General features: G+C 71.3%; 23 protein-coding genes. 15 read left to right on the top strand and 8 right to left on the bottom strand.

Features of this window, described 5'->3' with window-relative positions; genetic code table 11:
* Positions 1-101 precede the first annotated feature (101 nt).
* Positions 102-662 (top strand): barstar family protein, encoded by a 561-nt coding sequence (locus tag ABT095_RS15675; protein WP_350529941.1) that lies wholly within the window; start codon positions 102-104, stop codon positions 660-662.
* Between the two features lie 504 nt (positions 663-1,166).
* A complete protein-coding gene (locus ABT095_RS15670) occupies positions 1,167-1,409 on the top strand; it encodes a hypothetical protein (RefSeq protein ID WP_350529940.1) in 243 nt (80 codons plus the stop codon).
* A 69-nt stretch (positions 1,410-1,478) separates the two neighbouring features.
* On the opposite strand, the gene ABT095_RS15665 is transcribed toward ABT095_RS15670, so the two are convergent.
* Both ABT095_RS15665 and ABT095_RS15660 read right to left on the bottom strand, forming a co-directional pair.
* The gene (locus ABT095_RS15665) at positions 1,479-1,871 is read right to left on the bottom strand and encodes a type II toxin-antitoxin system VapC family toxin (RefSeq protein WP_350529939.1); all 393 of its coding nucleotides are present in this window, start codon (positions 1,869-1,871) and stop codon (positions 1,479-1,481) included.
* Complete coding sequence (locus tag ABT095_RS15660) at positions 1,868-2,170, bottom strand: hypothetical protein (protein ID WP_350529938.1); 303 nt, start codon at positions 2,168-2,170, stop codon at positions 1,868-1,870. Before ABT095_RS15660 ends, ABT095_RS15665 begins: the two co-directional genes overlap by 4 nt.
* A gap of 247 nt (positions 2,171-2,417) precedes the next feature.
* Between ABT095_RS15660 and ABT095_RS15655 the strand changes: the two genes are divergently transcribed.
* The 3 genes from ABT095_RS15655 to ABT095_RS15645 all read left to right on the top strand — a co-directional run bounded on the left by ABT095_RS15655 (position 2,418) and on the right by ABT095_RS15645 (position 4,481).
* Positions 2,418-2,984: a hypothetical protein gene (locus ABT095_RS15655; protein WP_350529937.1), complete on the top strand. Its 567-nt coding sequence runs from the start codon at positions 2,418-2,420 to the stop codon at positions 2,982-2,984.
* A 230-nt stretch (positions 2,985-3,214) separates the two neighbouring features.
* Complete coding sequence (locus ABT095_RS15650) at positions 3,215-4,102, top strand: LLM class flavin-dependent oxidoreductase (RefSeq protein WP_350529936.1); 888 nt, start codon at positions 3,215-3,217, stop codon at positions 4,100-4,102.
* A 22-nt stretch (positions 4,103-4,124) separates the two neighbouring features.
* A complete protein-coding gene (locus ABT095_RS15645; protein ID WP_350529935.1) occupies positions 4,125-4,481 on the top strand; it encodes a VOC family protein in 357 nt (118 codons plus the stop codon).
* A 19-nt stretch (positions 4,482-4,500) separates the two neighbouring features.
* On the opposite strand, the gene ABT095_RS15640 is transcribed toward ABT095_RS15645, so the two are convergent.
* Both ABT095_RS15640 and ABT095_RS15635 read right to left on the bottom strand, forming a co-directional pair.
* Positions 4,501-5,430, bottom strand: coding sequence for a LamG domain-containing protein (locus tag ABT095_RS15640; RefSeq protein ID WP_350529934.1), 930 nt, complete (start codon positions 5,428-5,430; stop codon positions 4,501-4,503).
* A gap of 33 nt (positions 5,431-5,463) precedes the next feature.
* Positions 5,464-6,699, bottom strand: coding sequence for an FAD-dependent oxidoreductase (locus ABT095_RS15635; protein ID WP_350529933.1), 1,236 nt, complete (start codon positions 6,697-6,699; stop codon positions 5,464-5,466).
* 64 nt (positions 6,700-6,763) lie between these two features.
* Between ABT095_RS15635 and ABT095_RS15630 the strand changes: the two genes are divergently transcribed.
* On the top strand, positions 6,764-7,396 hold the full coding sequence (locus tag ABT095_RS15630) for a PadR family transcriptional regulator (protein WP_350529932.1): 633 nt from the start codon (positions 6,764-6,766) through the stop codon (positions 7,394-7,396).
* Positions 7,397-7,454: 58 nt separating this feature from the next.
* Here the strand turns inward: ABT095_RS15630 and ABT095_RS15625 are convergent, their stop codons facing one another.
* Entirely contained in the window at positions 7,455-8,921 is a 1,467-nt protein-coding gene (locus ABT095_RS15625; protein ID WP_350529931.1) for an MFS transporter, read from the bottom strand.
* 141 nt (positions 8,922-9,062) lie between these two features.
* On the opposite strand from ABT095_RS15625, the gene ABT095_RS15620 reads away from it, so the two are divergent.
* A complete protein-coding gene (locus tag ABT095_RS15620; protein ID WP_350529930.1) occupies positions 9,063-9,779 on the top strand; it encodes a TetR/AcrR family transcriptional regulator in 717 nt (238 codons plus the stop codon).
* Positions 9,780-9,790: 11 nt separating this feature from the next.
* Here ABT095_RS15620 and ABT095_RS15615 read toward each other — a convergent pair whose 3' ends face one another.
* Together ABT095_RS15615 and ABT095_RS15610 are read right to left on the bottom strand one after the other, a co-directional pair.
* Positions 9,791-10,258: a hypothetical protein gene (locus ABT095_RS15615; RefSeq protein WP_350529929.1), complete on the bottom strand. Its 468-nt coding sequence runs from the start codon at positions 10,256-10,258 to the stop codon at positions 9,791-9,793.
* A gap of 139 nt (positions 10,259-10,397) precedes the next feature.
* A complete protein-coding gene (locus ABT095_RS15610; protein WP_350529928.1) occupies positions 10,398-12,308 on the bottom strand; it encodes a putative Ig domain-containing protein in 1,911 nt (636 codons plus the stop codon).
* A 660-nt stretch (positions 12,309-12,968) separates the two neighbouring features.
* Between ABT095_RS15610 and ABT095_RS15605 the strand changes: the two genes are divergently transcribed.
* The 8 genes from ABT095_RS15605 (at position 12,969) to ABT095_RS15570 (ending at position 19,930) form a co-directional block, all read left to right on the top strand.
* Positions 12,969-13,775: a hypothetical protein gene (locus ABT095_RS15605; RefSeq protein WP_350529927.1), complete on the top strand. Its 807-nt coding sequence runs from the start codon at positions 12,969-12,971 to the stop codon at positions 13,773-13,775.
* Positions 13,776-13,779: 4 nt separating this feature from the next.
* Positions 13,780-14,553, top strand: coding sequence for a hypothetical protein (locus ABT095_RS15600; protein ID WP_350529926.1), 774 nt, complete (start codon positions 13,780-13,782; stop codon positions 14,551-14,553).
* The gene (locus ABT095_RS15595; RefSeq protein WP_350529925.1) at positions 14,550-15,386 is read left to right on the top strand and encodes a hypothetical protein; all 837 of its coding nucleotides are present in this window, start codon (positions 14,550-14,552) and stop codon (positions 15,384-15,386) included. The genes ABT095_RS15600 and ABT095_RS15595 overlap by 4 nt, the downstream gene beginning before the upstream one ends.
* Positions 15,383-16,267, top strand: a complete 885-nt coding sequence (locus ABT095_RS15590; RefSeq protein WP_350529924.1) for a hypothetical protein — start codon at positions 15,383-15,385, stop codon at positions 16,265-16,267. The genes ABT095_RS15595 and ABT095_RS15590 overlap by 4 nt, the downstream gene beginning before the upstream one ends.
* Positions 16,268-16,386: 119 nt before the next feature.
* The gene (locus ABT095_RS15585; RefSeq protein ID WP_502884885.1) at positions 16,387-17,355 is read left to right on the top strand and encodes an ABC transporter ATP-binding protein; all 969 of its coding nucleotides are present in this window, start codon (positions 16,387-16,389) and stop codon (positions 17,353-17,355) included.
* Positions 17,339-18,247 carry an ABC transporter permease subunit gene (locus tag ABT095_RS15580; protein ID WP_350529923.1) on the top strand — a complete coding sequence of 303 codons (909 nt, stop codon included), beginning with the start codon at positions 17,339-17,341 and terminating at the stop codon, positions 18,245-18,247. The genes ABT095_RS15585 and ABT095_RS15580 overlap by 17 nt, the downstream gene beginning before the upstream one ends.
* A gap of 9 nt (positions 18,248-18,256) precedes the next feature.
* Positions 18,257-19,174 (top strand): ABC transporter ATP-binding protein, encoded by a 918-nt coding sequence (locus ABT095_RS15575; RefSeq protein ID WP_350529922.1) that lies wholly within the window; start codon positions 18,257-18,259, stop codon positions 19,172-19,174.
* A 39-nt stretch (positions 19,175-19,213) separates the two neighbouring features.
* A complete protein-coding gene (locus tag ABT095_RS15570; protein WP_350529921.1) occupies positions 19,214-19,930 on the top strand; it encodes an ABC transporter permease in 717 nt (238 codons plus the stop codon).
* Here ABT095_RS15570 and ABT095_RS15565 read toward each other — a convergent pair.
* Positions 19,927-20,919, bottom strand: a complete 993-nt coding sequence (locus ABT095_RS15565) for an NAD-dependent epimerase/dehydratase family protein (RefSeq protein ID WP_350529920.1) — start codon at positions 20,917-20,919, stop codon at positions 19,927-19,929. The genes ABT095_RS15570 and ABT095_RS15565 overlap by 4 nt on opposite strands.
* Between the last annotated feature and the right edge of the window lie 127 nt (positions 20,920-21,046).

The following is a 21,046-nucleotide window of genomic DNA, read 5'->3' as shown; positions in this document are numbered from 1 at the left end:
TCGCGGCGGTGCCGCCGGCCGAGTCCGCGCTCGTGAGGTTCATCGGGACCTCCGTCCCTCCGGGGTCTTCGTCACGGTTGATCGAGGACGTGGAGCTCCGCGTGGTGGATGCCGCGGGCGCCCCCCTGGCCTACTACTACGTCGGAAGTGCCGAGATCCGCTCCGTCCTCCCCAGCGAGACCGTCGACGGGACCACCGACGTGCTGACCTCGTTCTTCGGCTACACCCTGCCGTACCCCGGGGCCCGCGAGATCTGGCCCCGCTGGGCCTCCGGCGTACCGATCCAGCGGGGCGAGTGGCGGGCCTATCCACCGGAGCTGTACGGCAGTTGGTTGCATGTGGCACAGCAGGCGTGGTTCTCCTCCGGCCGTCGGGCCCGGCGGTACGGCGACGAACGGGAGTATCTGCTCGACGGCTCCCACATGATCAACATCGCTGGCTTCTACTGCGCCCTCGGAGAGTCGGTGAACGGTCCCGGAGGGTACTGCGGCTCCAACCCCAGTGCCCTGGAGGACTGTCTGATCTCCACTCCTCAGGATGTCGCCCCGCTCCGGCTGGTCTGGCAGAACTTCCGCGTCGCCGAGCAGAGCCTCGACCCGGACGAACTCGGCTACGCCCTGGAAGTTCTTCGGCACAACGGCGTGGATCTCGTCCTCGACTGAGCCATGTCGGCCGAGCGGATGCGGCCTGGACGGCGCCATTCAGACGGTGTGAGCTGGGCGGGCAAGGACCACCCGATGAATCCGCTGGACTCGGTCGGCAGCCACGGTCAGTTGGCCATGCGACTGGTGCCGGAACCACGAATCGGATCCGGCTGCGGGCACGGTGCGGTGCGCGGAGTTCGAGTTAGAGAAGGCCTGGCCGCTCTTCGCCGATCGCCGGCGGCGGTCGACCCCAACTCACGCGGAAGGGTTGAAGTTGACGGCCGAACGGTGGATGACTGTCCGTCTTCGTTCCCCCGGTGCTGAAGGTCTGAGACCTTCAGCAGGGTCGTGTACGACGCCTGGGAGTTCACCGCCAGCGCCTAGGTCGGACCGATCTGCGCCGGAGGAGGCATCACCGCCGTGCTGCACTGCTCCACCTCGCTGGCTGCTGTTGGTGCGGTACCGTCCGGCGCGCAAGCAGGAAGTGGCACCAGCTGCAGCTCCAGGGAGACCATCAGCATCATGGGTGAGTACAGCACCGGTAGCGCCTACAACGGTGTCGGCCCTGCAGACGTTCTCCGTTCCGGGGATGAACGCCCACCTCTTGTCGCACTGTCCTCCTCACAGCGTCTGGCGATCATCCGCTTCGCCTTCTGTCTCGTCCTCGTGGTAGCCCTTCTGGCGGCTCCCGTGGTGACCGTCTCCGTTGTCCAGGAGCGCGGGCACTTCACGTACGAGAGGGTCGACACGCGACTGCACGGGTGACGCGCTGCAGTAGGGGCGGCCGCGTACGCCTATGACCACCTGAGTCGGCAAGAGAGCGAGTGTGGACGGTCAGATTGACTCGACCGCGATGCGCGGATGGCAGAGCCTGCGCAGATCGTCGATGTCGCTCGTGACAACGGTGACGTCACCACGTTCGAGGTGAGCCGTGGCCGCGAGCATCGCATCGATGGCGAACTTGTGGCCGTGCAGCCCTTCGGCCGCAAGCAACTTGCTCGCTGCGCGGGCGATCTCCTCCGTGACGGAGCGCACCTTCGCCAGGGAGACGGCGTGATCGAACGCAGCTTGCGGCACTCTCGGGTCACGGGCTTCCACCAGCGTCGCCGCGCTCGTGACAACCAGCAGATCGAGGTTGCGGGCGACATCCAACCAGACCGTCATGTCGCGGTGCCGACGGGAGAGCTTGGAGAGCGCCTCGCTGTCGAGAACAAGCGTTCCGCTCACGCGGCGTCCGCGGGAGCCGCGGTGTCGCGGTGGGCAGCGTGGTGGGCGCGGATGCGCTCGGCCATGGCCGCCGTCTCAGCCGGATCGACCGGGCCGTGCTCCGCTTCGGCGGCAGCGATGTACTCATCGATGGCCTCGCGTTGAAGCTGTCGCTGAACGGCCTCTTCGATGTAGGAGGAGACGCCCTGCTTCCCGGCGCGTGCGCGAATCGCCTCGAGAGTCTCGGCACGCAAGGAGACGCTGGTGACACGGGTCTTGCCAGGGCGAGGCGTATCCATGGAAAAAGTGTAGTACAACACCTGTGAAGGGTGTCATCGTGCGACCGCCACCCTGCTGCCATGGGCGGTGGCTTCGAACGGTACCGACGCGAGGCCGAGAGTCTGACGAACGGCCCGGCGGGCGACGAGATCGAGGAGGTCGCCCGCGGGTAAGACGATGCGGTCCTGTGGCTGCACCACCCGACCGGCCGGCTCCTGACAGGACAGGGCGGTAAGATCGCGAACTTCCTCCGGCCTGGCAACCCACGGAAGTACCTGGAAGGCGAAGTTGACCGATGACAGGACCGCGTTCGACCGCGAGCTTGCGCGGGCGTTCTCAGCTGAGGGGTGGCGAACGGAGGTCACCGCTTCCCAGGTAGCAGCCCGCTGGCGGCGGTTCGCCGAGGACTGCGAGGCGGGATTCGCCTGGGACTTGGAGGACTATCTCGGTGACCTGACCCTGCGGACGACGCTCGCCGCAGTGCTCCCCGGGGCGGTGGGCACGGGGGCGGACGCGCTGCGGGCACAGGTCGAGGAGGCCGACCTGCGGCTCCGCCAAGTCCTGACCCGGGAGGCGTTCCCTCGGCAGCCGGCCGGCCAGTGGTGGCTGCGGAACTGCCCGGAGTACGCGGCCCGGCGCTTCTGCGCGGAGTTCGAGGAGGCCTACGGCGTCCGGATCGTCGCTCGATCACGCTATGACGAAGACGTGACCGAACTCGCCGGGCTGCTCATCGCTGGTCTCACTCCGGCCGAGGCCTGCCTGGAGTTCCGGGCCTCCGGCCGCTACTCCGCCGGGACGGACGCTCTGTTCCTACGAGCCGCCCGCGAGGCACTCGGCCTCGACCAGCAAGGCTGACCGCACGCTCTGGTCGTGGCTCACCGGAGGAACCACCGACACGGGACTCCGCGCGGCCCTTCCAACGTAGAGCTCCCGGGTGCCCCGGGGCTCCGCGGCCCGTCCGGCCGGTCGAGCACGATCACGTCGAGCCGTGGGAAGACCCGCGGGAGCTCGCCGACGCCGAGCATCGGGGCCGCTCGGAGCCTGCCTCGGTGACCGGGCGGCCAGGGCCGCGTAGGGTCGGCGGTATGCGCTTGAGTACCGTGATCCTCCCCATCCACCGGTGGGCCGAGGGTCAGAAGATCTGGCGGCGGGCCGAGGACCTCGGGTTCCATGCCGCGTACACCTATGACCACCTGAGCTGGCGGAGCTTCCGGGACGAGCCGTGGTTCGGCTCGGTGCCGACGCTGACTGCGGCCGCCACGGCGACGGAGCGGATCCGGCTCGGGACGCTGGTGACCTCGCCGAACTTCCGGCATCCGGTGACGCTGGCGAAGGAGCTGATCACGCTGGACGACGTGTCCGGCGGGCGGCTGACGCTGGGGATCGGGGCCGGCGGGATCGGGTACGACGCGACGGCGATGGGGCAGGAGGCGTGGTCGCCGAAGGAGCGGGCGGAGCGGCTGGGCGAGTTCCTGCCGCTGCTGGACGAGCTGCTGACCACGGACGCGGTGACGCGCGAGGGCACGTACTACTCGGCGGTCGAGGCACGGAACATCCCCGGGTGCGTGCAGACGCCGCGGGTGCCGTTCTACGTGGCGGCGACCGGGCCGCGCGGGCTGCGGCTGGCGGCCGAGCACGGCCAGGGCTGGGTGACGTACGGCGACCCGAAGGGCCCGGCGGACGTGCCGGTGGAGCAGGCGCCGACCGTGATCGCGCAGCAGATCGCGAAGCTGACGGCGGCGTGCGAGGCCAAGGGCCGGGACGTCGCGACGCTGGAGAAGGTGCTGCTGCAGGGCTCGACGGCGGAGAAGCCGCTGCAGTCGGTGGACGCGTTCGTCGACTGGGCGGGCACCTACCGGGAGCTGGGGATCACGGAGCTGGTGATCCACTGGCCGGTGCCGGACTCGATCTTCGAGAACGACCTCGCCGTCTTCGAGCGGATCGCCACCGAGGGTATGGCCCAGCTGGGTTGACGGTCCGTTCTATGCTCGCGGGATGAGTCTGGAATGGGAGCAGGTCATCGTCCACTCGGTGGATCCGGCGGCGCTGGGGCAGTGGTGGGCCGAGGCGCTCGGGTGGGTCGTGGTGTTCAGGTCGGAGGACGAGTTCGAGATCCGGCCCGCGCCGGACCGGATGCCGGGGCTGGACTTCGTCCGGGTCGAGGAGCAGCACAAGGCCAAGAGCCGGCTGCACCTCGACTTCCGGCCCGACGACCAGGAGGCCGAGGTGGCCCGGCTGGTGGCGCACGGTGCGCGCCGGGTCGACATCGGCCAGGGTGAGCAGTCGTGGGTCGTCCTGGCCGATCCCGAGGACAACGAGTTCTGCGTGCTCGGGCAGCGGAAGGCCGGCTGACCGCCGGGGCCCGCGACGGTCAGGGGTGGAGCCAGCTCGCCTGTGGCTTGGGGGCGGTGTTCAGGTGCGCGATCTGGTCGGCCGGCAGGGCGGTGGGCCAGATCGCGACCTCGCTGATCGAGCCGTTCCAGAAGTCCACCCAGTGGGACTTGTAGCGGGCCCGGCCGATCTCGATCGGGCCGCCGGTGGTGAAGATGCCCGGGGCGTGGACGGTCTGGGCCAGGGCCCCGTCGACGTAGAGCGAGACGGTTGCGGCCTTGGCGTCGTACACGCCGGTGAGGGTGGTCCACTTGCCGGTGGTGGCCGGGCCCGGGGACAGGGCCATGACGCTCTTGCCGGTCGCGGCGGCCGTCTGCACCTTGAAGACCCACCGGTTGCGGGTGGTGGCCGAGGAGTCCTCGCGGCCCAGGTAGAGCGAGAAGAAGCCGTCGCTGCCCTGGGAGACGGCGGCCTTCGTGTCGCCTCCGGCGTTGTTGAGGACCACGGCCGAGACGGTGAAGCTCGCGGCGGTGTTGATGACGGCGTTCTTGACCTCGGCGTAGCCCTCGTGGTCGGCGGCGACGGTCAGCGCCGGGCCGGTGCGGCCGTTCACCGGCCCGACCTGGACGGCGTTGCCGAGGTGCAGCCCGGCGGCGTGGGGCGCGGCTGAGCCGGAGGCGGAGGGGGAGCCGGAGGGGGACGGGGACGCCGCCGTGGCGGAGGGCGCGGTGGCAGGTGCGGCGGCAGGTGCGGCCGCCGTGGCAGCCGGCTTCGCCGTGCCGGAGTGCTGCGCGACCACCGCCGCCGCCAGGATGCCGCCCAGCGCCAGTGCGCCCGCCGCGCCGCCGCCGATCCGCAGCAGCCGCTTGCGGCGGCCCTCCCGCTCGTTCGCCTCGGCCATCGCCGCCCAGTCCGGCTCGCCGCCGGGTATCCCTGACGGGCTCCCGGGCCCACCCCAGCCGCCGCTCATGCTGCTCACTCCCCTTCGACCGATCCCCGCACTCTAGGCTGCCGTGCTCACGTCGCGGGTGACCGGGGCGTCGAAGTCGATGGGGTAGCGGTACTGCCAGGCGCTCTTCTCCGGCTTCATCAGCTTGAACATCGGGGGCAGCAGAGCGTCGCGCAGCACCCGGGCGACGGGGCCGGCCGCCTTGCGGGCGTTGGTGCGGGCGGTGGCCTTGATGATGCGCTCGACCCGGGGGCGGCGCAGGGCTTCGTAGTGGGCGAGGGCCTGCGGGAGGGGCAGGTCCCGCAGGCAGCGGGCGAGTTGGACGGCGCTCTCGGCGGCGAGCGAGGCGCCCTGGCCGGAGCTGGACGAGGGGGCGTGGGCGGCGTCGCCGGTGATCACCAGGCGGCCGCGGCTCCAGCGGTCGAGGCAGGGCATGTTCTCGGTGGAGCCGGCGAAGAGCAGGGTGGCCGGGTCGGTCGCGGCGAGCATCTGCTCGGCCGGGGTGGCGTCGCCGGCGCAGGCCTCGCGCAGCCGCGCCAGCCAGTGCTCGGCGCCGCCGGCCCGCTGCTCGGCGACCGGGAGCGGCCCCGGGACGGGCAGGTTGACGAACCAGACGCCGGTGCCGTCGTCGAAGACCTGCCAGCCGAAGAAGCAGCGCTTGCCGAAGGCCATGTGCATCACGCCCTCGGTCGGCGCCAGACCGGTGGGCCCGACCAGGCCGCCGAACCCGGCCGTCCCGGCGAACCGGGGCTCGGGGGCGGCCGGGTCGATCAGGCGGCGCACGGTGGAGCGGATGCCGTCGGCGCCGATCAGCACGTCGGCCGTCGCGGTGGTGCCGTCGGCGAATTCGGCGGTGACGCCGTCCGGGCCCTCGGCGGCGCCGGTGAGCCGCTTGCCGTACACGGTGGTGAGGCCGCGCTCCTCGGTGGCCCGGCGCAGCGCGCCGAACAGCTCGGCGCGGAGCACGAAGCGCTGCGGTGGCAGCCCGGGCAGGGTGGCGAACTCGGCCAGCCGCTTGCCGTTCCAGCTCTGCAGGACGATCGCGTGCATCGGCGTGCTGGCGGCGCGGATCGCCTCGCCGGTGCCGATCGCGTCGAAGGCCTGGAGGCCGTTGGGCGCGATGCCCATGCCGCCGCCGACGGCCTCGGCCGGGCCTTCGTACGCCTCGAAGATCGTCGCCTCGATGCCCGCCCGCTGCAGCGCCATCGCGGCGACCGGGCCGGCGATCCCGCCGCCGATGACCAGTGCGGAGCGGACGGTGCCGCCCTTGGTGCCAGTCGTTGTCTCCATGACTCGATAGTTGCACTGAATCTAGTCTCAATGCAACTAGTTTGGCGGTGGGTACGATGCGGGCATGAGTGCTGCGCCCCGGAGCTCCCCGCTGGCCCTGACCGTGCTGGCCCTGCTGCACTACAAGCCGCTGCACCCGTACGGGGTGCAGCGGCTGCTGAAGGAGTGGGGCAAGGACCAGGTGGTGAACGTCGGCCAGCGGGCGGGGCTCTACCGGACGATGGGCCGGCTGCTGGAGGCCGGGCTGATCACCGTGCGGGAGACCGGGCGGGACGCGCTGTACCCGGAGCGCACCGTCTACGAGCTGACCGGGCTGGGCAGCGCGACCGCCCACCGCTGGCTGGACGAGATGCTGGCCGGCCCGAAGCAGGAGTATCCGGAGTTCCCGGCCGCACTCTCGCTGGTGATGCTGCTGACCCCGGAGGCGGCGGCGGACGCGCTGGGCCGCCGGGCCGCCGCGCTGGAGGCCGCGCTGGCGGCGCATGAGGGCGATCTGGCCCGATCGGCCGAGCTCGGGCTGCCGCGCGTCGTACTGCTGGAGTCCGAGTACCTGCGGGCGGTCACTGCCGCGGAGCTCGGCTGGGTGCGTGAGGTGCTGGCCGACCAGGCGGCGGGCCGGCTGGACTGGTCGCCGGAGGAACTGCTGGCCCTGGCGGGTGCGACGGACGACTCCGAGGAGGAGGTCCGGGGCGGCTGAGGGTACGCCGGAGGGGGCCGCCCCTGGCGGGACGGCCCCCTCCGGGCCGGGGCCGGGCTCAGGCGGTGAGCTCGACGTCCTTGGCCGGGGCGGGTTCCCCGGCGGCCTCGGGGCGGGCGTGCTGCGGGAGCAGGAAGACGGCCAGGAAGACCACGACCAGCATGGCGAGCTCCACGCCGAGGGTGAGCTGCTCGGCCCGGACGAAGCTGGTGGTCTTGATCTGCTCGAAGAAGACCGTGCCCAGGATCGCGGTGCCCAGGGCGGCGCCCAGCTGCTGCACCGAGGTGAGGGTGCCGGAGGCGGAGCCGGTCTCGTGCGGCTCGACCGAGGCGAGCACGGTGTCGAAGAACGGCGCCATCACGAAGCCCATGCCGAGGCCGGTGACGGCCAGGGCGGGCACCAGCTGCCAGGGGGTGACGGCCGCGCCGGCCAGCCCGAGGGTGAGGACCACCCCGCCGACGCCGAGCGCCATCACGATCAGGCCGCCGTGCATGACCTTGCGGCCGTACTTGGTCAGCGCCTGCGAGGTGACGAACGCGATGACCATGCCGATCGAGGACGGGATGCCGGCCAGGCCCGCCTTGAGCGGCGAGTAGTGCAGGCCGATCTGGGTGTAGAGGCTGAAGGTCAGCCAGAAGCCGGTCATCGCGGAGAAGAAGACCAGGCCGAGCACCATGCCGCCGCTGAAGCCGCGCTTGCGGAACAGGCTGGGCTCCACCAGCGGGTCCTGGCCGCGGGCGCTCTTGCGGTTCTCGTACCAGGCGAAGACGGCGAAGACGGCGATCGAGGCGGCGATCAGGGCGAAGGCCCAGGCCGGCCAGCCGTGCTCACGGCCCTGGACCAGCGGGAAGACGATCAGCGCGGCGCCGGCCGCGGCGAGCACGGCGCCGAGCAGGTCGAGCCGGACCACCCGGGTGCTGCGGTGCTCGGGCAGGAAGACGAGGCCGCCGGCGATGGCGAACAGGCCGAGCGGGATGTTGATCAGGAAGATCATCCGCCAGCCGGAGCCCCAGAGGTCGGCGTCCACGAGCCAGCCGGCCAGGATCGGGCCGCCGACCGTGGACAGGCCCATGACCGGGCCGAACATGCCGAAGGCCGCGCCCTGCTCCTCGTCGGAGAACATCTCCTTGAGCATGCCCAGGCTCTGCGGCAGCATGATCGCGCCGAGCAGGCCCTGGAACACCCGGGCGGCGATCAGCTGGCCCGGCTCCTGGGCCAGGCCGCAGGCGATCGAGCCGAGGGTGAAGCCGACGGCGCCGACCAGGTACATCCGCTTGCGGCCGAAGATGTCGCCGAGGCGGCCGCCGGTGATCAGGCCGATCGCCATGGCGAGGGTGTAGGCCGCGCCGAGCCACTGGATCAGGCTCTCGCCGCCGCCGATGTCGGTGCGGATCGAGGGCCCGGCGATGTTGGTGACCAGGGAGTCGAGCAGGTCCATCACCTCGGCGGCGAGGATGACGAACAGCGCGACCCAGCGCCAGCGGTACGGGGTTGCGGGGCTCGGCCCCGCGGGGTTGAGAGTCATCGTGGCTCCAGGAACGTCGTTCATCGTAACGAACACTGTTCTACAGCCCGATCGGCGTTCGGTCAACAGCGTTCGTCTTAACGAACGGTGTTCGCCGGGGGTACGATGTTCGTGACGACAGCGCGCGGAAGCAGGTGGCCCATGGACTCTTCGAGCCCCGAGACGATGCCGGAGGTCCCGTGGCGCAAGGCACGCAAGACCGAGGTGCGGCAGCCGCTGACCCAGGCGGCGATCGTCGAGGCCGGCATCCGCATCCTGGACGCGGAGGGGCTCGCGGGTGTCACCATGCGGCGGGTCGCCCAGGAGCTCGGCACGGGCCCGGCCTCGCTCTACGCGCACGTCTCCAACAAGGACGAGCTGTGCGAGCTGATGCTGGAGCAGATCGCCGGTGAGATCCGGCTGCCCGAGCAGCACGAGCCGGAGCGCTGGAAGGAGCAGGTCATCCAGATCTGCCGCGAGGCCCAGCAGGTGTACTCGAGCCACCGGGACATCACCGTGGTCTCGCTGGGCAGCATCCCGGTGGGCGCCAACCAGCTGCGGATCGCCGAGTTCCTGTTCGGCCTGCTGCTCAAGGTCGGCATCCCGGACCAGGTCGCCGCGTGGGCCCTCGACGGGCTCGGCCAGCTGATCGACGCGGACGCCTACGAGGGAGCGCTCTACGCCAGCAGGCTCGCCCCGGGGGCGGACGAGAACTCCTACCAGAAGCAGATCAAGGAGTACTTCAGCCAGCTCCCCGCCGACCGCTTCCCGCTGCTCAGCAGCATGGCCGAGACGATGGTCGAGGGCGGCGGGGACGACCGCTTCGCGTTCAAGCTGGAGGTCTTCCTGCGCGGCCTCGAGACGTACATCAAGGCGTAGCTCCAGCGGGCCTACGGCTTGGCGATGACCACCGTCACGGTGAAGTTCTGCTGGTCGGGGGCGCAGGGCTTGGCCTCGCCGCAGCTGGTGCGGTGGGCGGTGAGCTGTGCGGTGCCGGGGGTGTGGGCGTAGTAGGTGGCGCTGACGGTGCCGCAGCCGCCGCCGGGGTGGCAGGTCGGCGTGGCGGTGGCGGTCGGCGTGGCCGTCATGGGGCCTCCGACGCGGGCCGTCGGGATGAGCAGCTTCAGGTCGGAGCTGGCGGGCGGCGACCAGTAGGTGCTGTGCAGCGTCACGGTGACCGGGGTGCCGACGGTGACGTGCACGGTGGTGCCCTCCGCGTGCTCGTCCAGGGCGACCGGTGCGGGCGCGGTGGTGGGAGCGGTGGCCGAGGGGGCGGCCGGGGCGGGCGTTTGCCGCGAGCCGCAGGCGGTCAGGGTGGCGGCGGTGAGCAGGGCCAGGGCGAGCGGGGCGGTTCTCAACGGGGGCTCCTAGGGGTCTCGGGGGCCGGTGCGGATGAGACGCAGCCGGGGGCGGATCGGCTCCCGTCCCGGAGGAAACAAGACCGGGGTAGGCCTGGATCAGGCCTACCCCGGTGCTCGTACTGTCAGGCGTGGTGCGTCAGGAGACGGTCACGTCGTCGAAGTAGGTGTAGGTGGCGTCGCCGGGGTAGTTGTCGTCGACGTTGGTGAGGGTCAGCGTGTAGCTGTGGCCCGGGGTCAGGGTGCCGCTCGCGGTCTTCCAGCCACCGTTCAGGGTGCAGGTCTTGGCGAGGACGGTCACCGTGGTGTTGGTGGTGTTGTCCTTGAGGGTGGCGGTCGCCCAGTCGTACGTCACGGTGTCGTTGCAGGTGACGTTGTAGCCGAAGCTGACCTTGGAGCTGCCGGTGGGGGCGGTGAAGGTCTGGGCGACGGAGGACGAGGCGGTCGGGTTGGTGGAGCCGAGGAGCGCGCCGTAGCTGCCGGTGTGGGCGGCGGAGGAGCTCGCGGCCGCGGTGCCGGTGGTGGTCCAGCCGCTCAGGCTGCCGGTCTCGAAGCCGCCGTTGGTGACGCCGCCGGTGACGACCGCGCCGACCGTCCAGGTGAAGGTGGTCGAGCCGGTGGCGCCGGTGCCGTCGGTGGCGGTGACGGTCACCGAGGAGGTGCCGGCGGTGGTGGCGGTGCCGGAGACCAGGCCGGTCGAGGAGATCGACAGACCCGCCGGGAGACCGGTGGCCGAGTAGGTCAGGGTCTGGCCGGAGGCCGAGTCACTGGCGTTGACCTGCAGCGAGGCGGCGGTGTTGACCGTGGTGGTCTGGGCGCCCGGGTTGGTCACCGTCACGACGTTGCCGTGGTTGAGGATCGCGTGCGAGATGGCGCAGGAGTTGGTGTCGTTCGACCAGCTGGCCTGCTCGGCGAAGGTGCCGTAGGAGCCGAAGCTGACGTTGGCCGCACCGCCGGTGGTGCCGGGCTTGAGCCAGGCGCACTCGTCGGAGTTCTCCTGGCCGTTGTAGGAGCTGCCCGAGACGTGGTTGGTCCAGCCGCCCGCCGGGTTCTGGTCCGACATCATCTCGTGCCACTCGTGGCCGAGGGTCATCGTCCAACCGTCCAGCGTGCCGGGCGAGTTGACGAAGCCGACGCCGCAGCCGGCGCCCATGTCGATGTTGTACGGCTGGTTGCTGAACGCGATGTCGCCGTAGGGGGAGGCCGCCGCACCGCCGGTCAGGGTGGTGTCGCCGTTCCAGTCGTGCCAGGCGCAGTACCCGGTGTTCGGGTCCTGGTAGTTGTCCGGGTTGGTGCCGTGGGGCGACAGGATGACGTAGTACGCGTCGCGGTTGGCGGCGGCCGTGGTGTTGCCGAAGTGGGCGGCCGCGTTGACGGCCTCCACCCCGAGCTGGTGGCCGGTCGCCGAGGCCGGGGAGGCCGCCGCGTTGTCGTACCAGACGCCGGAGAGCACGCCACCGGCCTGGTACGGGATGAAGTTGGCGTTCGCGGGGCAGCTGGTCGCGCCGTTGGCCACGCCGGCGCCGTCGCACCACTGGGTCAGGTCGGCGGACCAGGTCTCGCCGTTGGTGCCGATGCCCTTGAACATCTGCTGGGTGGCGCCCGCCGCGCCGGCCGAGTCGCCGGAGAACTTGGCGTTGCCGTTGGCGTCGGTGGTCTGGGTGCCCCACTGGCTGCCGTAGAAGACCAGGTAGACCTTGGAGTGGCCGCTCTGGACGCCGATGCCGTCGACACCGCCGCCGTAGGAGAGGGTCTGCTGGCCGGTGGCGGCCGCGTGCGGCTGGGCCGCGATCTGGGCGCGCTTCTTGGCGGCGTACTGCTGCATGCCCGGCAGCTTGCTCTTGGTCATCTGCGGGCTGAACGGGTTGAACTCGTTGTGGATGCCGGAGTCGGTGGCCGACACACCGTGGTGCGCGACGCCGGAGACCAGCGGGTGTGCGGCGGCCATGGCCGGGGACGCGACGGCGGTCAGGCCGGCGGCGGCGAGGGTCAGCGAGGCGAGGCCGGTGAAGGTCACCAGCCGCTTGCGGGTCGTGGGGGAACCACCCATGGGTGAGGGAGCCTCTCTCGATGGAACAGGTGGCACGGGCGGCGTGGGGGTGCCCGCGCTCGGAGGTGCGCGCAATTCTCGAAGCGAATTCCGCGCCGACCAGGGTGAGGAATGGTGACCTCAGGATGCTGGTCGACCACTGCGGGCTGAAGCAAAGCAGAGCGCTTGATCGGCGGTCAATGGGTCGTCGTAAGGAAATTCTCAGAAACGCCGAAGTCGCAGGTCAGGCGCCATTGACAGGGTGCTCGGTGACGCGCGTAGCAATAAACTGTATAGATGTGGCCCACACTGTTGAATTGAATCAAGGGGGTGATTGCGGGCGATTCTTTGCCCAATTTTGAAATTCTGGGGGCAGGGCCCGGGGGCAGGGGAGGGGGAGGCCGGCACGGGCAAGGCGCAGGGCGCCGCACTGAAGCCGTACACCACGCTGCCGGGGCGGTACTGAACGTGACGGTGACCAAGCCGACCGGCTACAGCTACCTGACGGTCTACCCGACCGGCCGGACGCCGGGGGCGGGCTCCGTTGCGGTTCGGTTACGGAGGTGCCCGGTTTGCTGGGCATTGTGGGGTGTGTCATGGATAAGTGCGTTGTTGGCCCGGGTGGGCGGCTCTCATAATTCGGTCGGCCGTAGTGGGCGGCCGGTTCGGTGGGGGAGTCAGGTGTCCGAGGAAGTGGACGGGGCGGCGGCGGACGCCGTCGAGGTCCGCAGGCGGCCGCGCGCGGTGACGGTGGCGCTGGCCACGGCCGGGCTGCTGGCGGTCACTGCGGCGAGTGCGGCGGTCACCGTGGCGGTGGGCCGGCCGGACGGGCGGACCACGGTGGCGGCCAGGCCGCCGGTGGCGCAGCAGAGCAAGAGCGCGAGTGCGAGCCCCAGTGCGAGTCCGACGCCGAGCGCCACGCCCAGTGCGGCGCCGGTGACGCCGACGCCCACGCCGGCGCCGAGCTCCACCGTGCACGGCACGGTGGACGGCCAGACGCACGGCGGGGACATCCGGTACTTCCTGCTGCCGCTGCCCGAGGGCGCCGAGGTGTACGGCTCGGCCGACGGCAACAGCCTGAGCAGCAAGGAGGTGGCCGCCGAGTTCGGCAGCACCGACGACATAGCCGGGGTGCTCGACAGTTACGGCTACCAGGACGACGCGGCCGACCGCCACTACCGCACGCTCGACGGCAAGCAGGACGTGATGACCAGGCTGCTGCGCTTCAAGTCGCGGCAGATGGCCAAGGAGTTCGCGCGCGGCACCACCTTCAAGTCGGGGGACACCTTCGACATCGACGGGGACGACGAGGCCCACGGGGTCATCCTGAAGCCCGAACAGCAGGCGTGGACCGGTGAGTTGATCGGTGTCGGGTCGGTCGGCGACATCGAGTACGAGGTCAAGGTGCTGGTGAAGGGCACCCCCGACAAGGCGTTGCTGATGGACGCGATGAAGCGTCAGCGGGAGAGGCTGGCCACCGGTGGATGAGCAGGTGACGGAGGAGCTCGAGCAGACTCCCGAGGTCGAGGAGACCGCGGAGCAGGAGCAGGAGCAGGAGCAGGAGCAGCCGAAGCCGCAGCGGGGCCGCACGGCCCGGCTGCTGGTGGCCGCGCTGCTGCTCGGCCCGCTGGCCGGGGCGGGTGTGGGCTACGCCGTGCAGGCCGCCCGGCCCGCGACCGCGCTGCCGCCGCTGGCCGTTGCGGCCCCGGCGTACCCGAGTGCGGCGCTGGACGCCAAGGCGGCGGCCGAGGCCGCGCCCAAGGCGCTGAACATCGACGGTGACCTGCGAAAGCTGCTGATCGCCAAGCCCGCCGACGCGGAGAGCTGGGACGACTTCGGCCGCGGCGAGCTCAACGGCTGGCTCAGCGTGGGCGAGAAGGCGATGAACTACGGCGGCGCCGACCGCGAGTTCGGCCGGCTGCTGTCCGGCGGATTCCGCCGGGACGCGCTGGTGGTCTGGAAGAAGGGCGACACCAAGTACGAGGTCGAGCTGATCCAGTACGCGGCCGGGCACGCGAGCAGCGCGGTCGACGCCGTCGACAGCCGCCCCTCGGACGTGCACCCGATCGAGGGCACCAGCACCGGCTTCTACTCGGCGGCCAAGACCCCGAAGACCTACGCGGAGAGCACCGAGCAGTACTACGCGGGCACGGCCGTGGCGCACCGGGGTGACGTCGTCATGCGGATCTCGGTCTTCTCGCCGAACCCGGTGGACGAGAACGAGTTGAAGGACCTCGCCAAGCGGCAGTGGGAGCGGCTGGTATGACCGAGAACAGCACCCCCGAGGTCGCGGACAGCACCCTCGAGGCCGTGGAGAGCACTCCCGAGAGCCTGGTCCCCGAGAGCCAGGCGCCCGCGCGCCGCACCGGCGGGCTCGCCCTGCGGGCCGGCGCGGCCGTGGTCGTCGCCGCGCTGCTCGGCGTCGGCATCGGCGTCGGCATCCTGAAGGTGAAGTACCCCGACACCGCGACGACGGCCGCGCCGCAGCCGAGCGCCAGCGCGCCCAGCGGCAGCCCCAAGCCGTCCTTCGGTGCCAACTCCAGCGGCTACCACTTCGGTTCGATGCGCGACCTGCTGGTGCCGGTGCCGAACGGCTACCAGCTCGGGCCGGACTCCGGCGCGTACGGGAACGACACCGAGCTGACGGCGGACCAGCGCACCTCCTGGGTCGAGGACGCCGTGCTCGGCCTGCCCGCGAAGATGCAGCAGGGCGTCCGGGACAGGTGGAAGGAGCTGCACCTGCGCGGCGCCGGCGTGCGGACCTTCCGCAGCGGCCAGGACGACCTGGTCGTCACCATGTGGCTGGTGCAGTACCAGCAGGACGCGGTCAAGGCGGACAACGCCCTGGTCGAGGCGCTCGGTTCGGACTCCGGGCTGTTCCGCACCGGTCCGGACGTACCGGGGCACCCCGAGGCGCACTGCTACCTGCCGTTCGCGGCGCCGGGTGACGCGATCGACAGCCTGATCTGCTCGGCCGCCGAGGGCGACCTGCGGGTCGAGATGCGGGTGGAGGGCATCGCCCCCCTGCCCAAGGACAAGGCCGTCACCCTCTTCACCCAGCAGCTGGCCCGACTGGCCTCCCCAGGAGCTTCCGCATGAGCGACGACCAGAGCAAGGACATGGGGAACCACCAGAGCGAGGCCATGGGGAACCACCGGAGCGAGGACCGGAGCGACGCCCTGACACTCGTCGAGGTGCTCGAGGCCGGTGAGCCCGAGCAGCCCAAGGCGCCGAAGTCCCGCCGCGGCCTGGTCCGCCTGGCCGCTGCCGCGCTGGTGTTCGCGCTGACCGGTACGGCCGCCGCGCTCGCGGTGGCGGCGCCCGAGCGCACCGCGCTGCCCGGGCTGCGCACCCCGAACGACGGGCGGTACAGCTTCGCGCCGCTCACCCTGCCCGCGCTGCCCTCCGGCAAGCCGAAGCCGGACGGTGTCGCGTCGGTCAGCCGGCACTACGCGGACCTGCGGGGGCTCCTGCTGCCCGAGCCCAAGGGCGCGACCCGCGAGCCGGTGGCACACGCCACCCCGCAGACCACGGACGCCGCCTTCGTGCGCTGCACCGACTACGCGGCCCGCGACCTGCACCCGGCGCTCTACACCACCCTGCTCACCGAGTCGGCCTGCCGTGCCGCCGCCGAGCGGGTCTGGACGGGGCCGGACGGCACCCGGACCGAGCTGTGGCTGCTGGGCTTCGGCTCGGCCGCGGAGGCCGGCCCGTTCTACCTCAAGGCCGCCTCGGACAACCCGATCGACCTGCCGGGCCTGCAGGACCTGGACAGCGGGTTCGTCCCGGTCGGCTCGCAGACGGTCTCGGCCTACCGGGCCACCCAGAAGACCGCCGGCGACCACCGGGAGCCGATCGGCCGGGTCGGCTACCTGCAGGCGGGCGACGTGCTGGCGGTGGTGGTGATGACCAACCCGAAGGGTGTGCCCGCGCAGGCCTTCCGGCAGGTGGTCACGCTGCAGGACCAGCTGCTGCAGTGAACCCCCGCGACCCCTAGGGGTCATGGGGGCCGGCGTCATCCGCAAGGAGCAGATGGCTTCGTCATCGCAGCTCATATGCAGGCGAGTTGGCGCCGGTTAGGTTGGTGGACGTGTCCACTGTGTCCACTGTCATCAAGACGGACGGCCTCACCAAGAGGTTCCCGAAGGTCACCGCGCTCGACCAGCTCACCGTAGAGGTGCAGCCGGGCGTGGTCGGCCTGGTGGGGGCGAACGGGGCGGGCAAGTCCACTCTCATCAAGATCCTGCTCGGGCTGGCCCCGGCGACCTCCGGCACGGGCCAGGTGCTCGGTCTTGACATCGCCACCGAGGGCGCCGCGATCCGCGAACGGGTCGGCTACATGCCCGAGCACGACTGCCTGCCGCCGGACGTGTCGGCGACGGAGTTCGTCGTCCACATGGCCCGGATGGCCGGGCTCCCGGCGGCGGCCGCCCGCGAGCGGACGGCCGACACGCTGCGGCACGTCGGCCTGTACGAGGAGCGGTACCGCCCGATGGGCGGGTACTCCACCGGCATGAAGCAGCGGGTCAAGCTGGCCCAGGCGCTGGTGCACGACCCGCAGTTGGTGCTGCTGGACGAGCCGACCAACGGCCTCGACCCGGTCGGCCGGGACGACATGCTGGCGCTGATCCGCCGGGTGTACACCGAGTTCGGCATCTCGGTCCTCGTCACCACGCACCTGCTCGGCGAGTTGGAGCGCACCTGCGACCACCTGGTGGTGATCGACGGCGGCCGGCTGCTGCGATCCTCCTCGACCGCCTCCTTCACCGAGGTCACCCAGCTGCTCGCCGTGGAGGTCACCGACCACCCGCAGGACGAGACGCTGGACGCGGACGCCGCCGTGCGCGAGCGGCTGGCCGCCGCCGGGCTGAGCGTCACGGCGGACGGCTCCCGGGTGCTGCTGGTCGAGATCGCGGGCGACGACACCTACGACACCGTCCGGGACACCGTGGCCGACCTGGGCCTGGGCCTGGTGCGGCTCGAACAGCGCCGCCACCGGGTGGCCGAGATCTTCACGGCCGACCACGACGAGCAGACAGGAGGCCTCCAGGATGTCGCTGCCTCCTGAGAGCACCGCCGCCCGCCCCGACTCCGGGGTGATCCACAACATCGGGTACCGCAGCTACGACGGCCCGCGGCTGGGCCGCTCGTACGCGACGCGCTCGCTGTACGTGCAGAGCCTGCGGGCCGCGTACGGGCTGGGCCGATCGGGCAAGTCCAAGGTGGTGCCGATGCTGATGCTCGGTCTGCCGACCATGGTGGCCGTGCTGCTGGTCGCCATCGCGATCATGACCAACTCGGCCGAGCTCAAGTCGGACTACCCGCAGTTCCTGGACACGGTGGGTCTGATGGTGGAGATCTTCGTGGCCGCGCAGGCGCCCGTGCTGCTCTCGCGCGACCTGCGCCACCACACCATGCCGCTGTACTTCTCCCGCCCGATCACCCGGGGCGACTACGTGCGGGCCAAGTTCGCCGCGATGGTCAGCGCCATGATGATCCTGATGGGCGTGCCGCTGCTGGTGCTCCTCGTCGGTTCGCTGCTCGGCGGGATGAGCTTCGGGCACAACCTCGGGCACTTCCTGATCGGACTGTTCGCCGCGCTGCTGTACGCGCTGCTCTACTCCGCCGTCAGCCTGCTGATCGCGGCGAGCACGCCGCGCCGGGGCTTCGGGGTGGCCGCGATCATGGGTGCGCTGGTGGTCAGCAACATCGTGGCCTCCATCGTCTACGGCCTGGGCGGCGGTTTCGACCTGCACTCCAGCGACTCCGCCAACTGGGCCGCGCTGCTCTCCCCCGGGATGCTGGTGGACGGTCTGGTGAACCAGGTGTTCGGCCTGGTCGGGGACGCCCGCACGGTGCACGCCCCCGGCGCGCTCGGTGTGGCGGTGTTCGCCGTCGAGGCGCTCGTCCTGATCGCGGGCTCGTACTGGCTCGTCGACCGCCGCTACCGGAAGATCTGAGAGGCCGCCATGGCTGTCATCACCATCGACAAGGTCTCCCGCTGGTTCGGCAACGTGGTCGCCGTCAACGACGTCTCGATGACGATCGGCCCGGGAGTGACCGGTCTGCTCGGGCCCAACGGCGCGGGCAAGTCCACCCTGATCCACATGATGAGCGGCTTCCTCGCCCCCTCGGCGGGAGCCGTCACCCTGGACGGCGCGCCGATCTGGCGCAACCAGGAGGTCTACCGCTCGATCGGGCTGGTGCCCGAGCGCGAGTCGATGTACGACTACCTGACCGGCTGGGAGTTCGTGCTCGCCAACGCCGAACTGCACGGCCTGGCCAACCCGGGCGCGGCGGCGAAGGAGGCGCTCGCGCTGGTCGAGATGGAGCACGCCCAGGACCGGAAGACCGGCACCTACTCCAAGGGCATGAAGCAGCGGGTCAAGATGGCCTCCGCCCTGGTGCACGGCCCCTCGGTGCTGCTGCTCGACGAGCCGTTCAACGGGATGGACCCGCGCCAGCGGCTCCAGCTGATGGAGCTGATGCGGCAGTTCGGCGCCGAGGGCCGCACCGTGCTGTTCTCCTCGCACATCCTGGAGGAGGTCGAGCAGCTGGCCCGGCACATCGAGGTGATCGTCGCGGGCCGGCACGCCGCCTCGGGCGACTTCCGCCGGATCCGCCGTCTGATGACCGACCGGCCGCACCGGTACCTGGTCCGCTCCAGCGACGACCGCAAGCTGGCCGCCGCACTGATCGCCGACGGCTCCACGGCCGGGATCGAACTGGACATGTCCGAGCGGGCGCTGCGCATCCAGGCGATCAACTTCCAGGGCTTCACCACCCTGCTGCCGAAGGTCGCCAAGGAGGCGGGCATCCGGCTCTACACCGTCTCCCCGGCCGACGAGTCGCTGGAGAGCGTCTTCTCCTACCTCGTCACCTCCTGAAGCCGACTCCTGAACTCCTCCCCGGAAGGGACCGGATCCGTGAACCTGACCGTCGCCCGGCTGACCGCGCGCGGCCTGCTGGGGAGCCGACGCGGCGTCCTGCTGCTGATCGTCCCCGTCGTCCTGCTGCTGATCTCGGTGATCGGGCGCAGCACCAGTGCCGACAAGCACGACCTCGCCGTCAGCGTGCTCGGCCAGCTGGGGCTCGGCACCCTGGTGCCGATCCTCGGCCTGGTGGTGGGCACCGGCGTGATCGCCACCGAGATCGACGACGGCTCGATCGTCTACCTGCTGGCCAAGCCGCTGCCGCGCTGGCAGATCATCACCACCAAGCTGACCGTGGCCATCGGCGTCACCTGGGCGGTGGCGGCGGTGCCGATGCTGGCCGGTGGCCTGATCCTCTACGGCACCCAGGACGGGCTGGCCGCCGGGTACTTCCTCGGCACGCTGGTCGCCGGGGCGGCGTACAGCGCGGTCTTCCTGCTGCTCGGGGTGGTGACCAGGCACGCCGTGGTGGCGGGCCTGGCCTACGCCCTGGTGTGGGAGAGCCTGGTGGGCAACTACGTCAGCGGCGCCAAGACGCTGAGCATCCAGCAGTGGGGCCTGTCGGTGGCCAAGGCCACCGCGAACGCGGGCGCGCTGGACGCCAAGGTCGCGCTCGGGGTGGCCGTGCCGCTGCTGATCGTGGTCACGGTGGCCGCCACCGCACTGGCCACGGTGAAGCTGGCCGGCCTCACCCTGGCCTCGGACGACTAGCTTTCGCTCAGCAGCTTCTCCTCGCGCGCCCGGTCCAGGCCGACGGCCGGCCGGTCCGGGCGCTGCGGGGCGACGCCGCCGATCGACCGCAGCCAGGCCCAGGTGTCGGCCACCGTCTCGCCGACCGGGCGGCACGCCAGCCCGGCGGCGACGGCCTTCTCGACCACGGTCGAGTAGAGGAAGTCGTGGTACTCGCCGGGCGAGGCCCAGATCGGCAGCTCGGTCCACGGCTTGATCCCGGCGGCGGCGATCGTCTCCGGGTCGGTCCAGCGCAGCTCGGCGTCCGAACCGGTGACGGCCTTGGCGGCGTCCAGCAGCTCGCTCATGGTGGCGTGGCCGGTCCGGCTCGCCAGGTTGTACGGACCGCTCAGGCCGGCCGCCGCCGCGTCCAGCGTCCAGACGGCGAGGTCGCGGACGTCCACGTACTGCAGGGGCAGGTCCGCCGGGCCCGGGGCCAGCACCGGGCCGCCGGCCGCGATCCGGGTGAGCCACCAGGGCAGCCGCCCGATGTCCTCCCCCGGGCCGAGGATCAGCCCGCAGCGCACCAGCAGCGAGTGCTCCTCGCCGAAGGCGGCCAGGGTGGCCAGCTCGCCGCCGCGCTTGGCGGCCGCGTAGTCCGCCTCGTCCCCCAGGTCGGCGGTGGCCTCCACCACCTGGCCGGCCTCGGCCGCCGCGTGCACCACCGGCTCGGCGTACACCGAGCAGCTGGAGATGTAGACGTACCGGCCGACCCGCCCGGCCAGCAGGTTCGCCGAGTCGCGGACGGCGCTGGGGCGGGCGCTCCAGGTGTCCACCACCAGATCCCACTCGCCCTCGGCCAGCGCGGCCAGCCCACCGGGCGCCAGCCGGTCCCCGTGCAGGACGGTGGCCCCCTCAGGAGTCGCCTTGGTCCCGCGGTGCAGCACGGTCACGTCCCACCCCCGGGCCACCGCCTCCTCGACGACGGCCCGCCCCACAAACCCTGTCCCACCGAGCATCAGAAGTCGCATGGACCTAACCTCGCGCAGTTCGGGTGGATAGGACAGCCCCCTTAGCCCACAGCCGAAACCGTTCAGGGGCGTGGGTCGGTTGCAGCACCCAGGGGCGAGGGGAAGTCGCAACACCCAGGGGCGCGAG

Source organism: Kitasatospora sp. NPDC002227, from assembly GCF_040296285.1.
Classification (GTDB): domain Bacteria; phylum Actinomycetota; class Actinomycetes; order Streptomycetales; family Streptomycetaceae; genus Kitasatospora.
The sequence above is the reverse complement of the archived record's forward strand: the minus strand, read 5'-3'. Positions and strand labels throughout refer to the sequence as shown.

Coding starts and splice junctions, on each gene's coding strand:
- ABT095_RS15670 (WP_350529940.1), top strand. CDS start 1,167: ATGGGTGAGTACAGCACCGGTAGCGCCTACAACGGTGTCGGCCCTGCA.
- ABT095_RS15650 (WP_350529936.1), top strand. CDS start 3,215: ATGCGCTTGAGTACCGTGATCCTCCCCATCCACCGGTGGGCCGAGGGT.
- ABT095_RS15645 (WP_350529935.1), top strand. CDS start 4,125: ATGAGTCTGGAATGGGAGCAGGTCATCGTCCACTCGGTGGATCCGGCG.
- ABT095_RS15640 (WP_350529934.1), bottom strand. CDS start 5,430: ATGAGCGGCGGCTGGGGTGGGCCCGGGAGCCCGTCAGGGATACCCGGC.
- ABT095_RS15635 (WP_350529933.1), bottom strand. CDS start 6,699: ATGGAGACAACGACTGGCACCAAGGGCGGCACCGTCCGCTCCGCACTG.
- ABT095_RS15630 (WP_350529932.1), top strand. CDS start 6,764: ATGAGTGCTGCGCCCCGGAGCTCCCCGCTGGCCCTGACCGTGCTGGCC.
- ABT095_RS15625 (WP_350529931.1), bottom strand. CDS start 8,921: ATGACTCTCAACCCCGCGGGGCCGAGCCCCGCAACCCCGTACCGCTGG.
- ABT095_RS15620 (WP_350529930.1), top strand. CDS start 9,063: ATGGACTCTTCGAGCCCCGAGACGATGCCGGAGGTCCCGTGGCGCAAG.
- ABT095_RS15610 (WP_350529928.1), bottom strand. CDS start 12,308: ATGGGTGGTTCCCCCACGACCCGCAAGCGGCTGGTGACCTTCACCGGC.
- ABT095_RS15595 (WP_350529925.1), top strand. CDS start 14,550: ATGACCGAGAACAGCACCCCCGAGGTCGCGGACAGCACCCTCGAGGCC.
- ABT095_RS15590 (WP_350529924.1), top strand. CDS start 15,383: ATGAGCGACGACCAGAGCAAGGACATGGGGAACCACCAGAGCGAGGCC.
- ABT095_RS15580 (WP_350529923.1), top strand. CDS start 17,339: ATGTCGCTGCCTCCTGAGAGCACCGCCGCCCGCCCCGACTCCGGGGTG.
- ABT095_RS15575 (WP_350529922.1), top strand. CDS start 18,257: ATGGCTGTCATCACCATCGACAAGGTCTCCCGCTGGTTCGGCAACGTG.
- ABT095_RS15565 (WP_350529920.1), bottom strand. CDS start 20,919: ATGCGACTTCTGATGCTCGGTGGGACAGGGTTTGTGGGGCGGGCCGTC.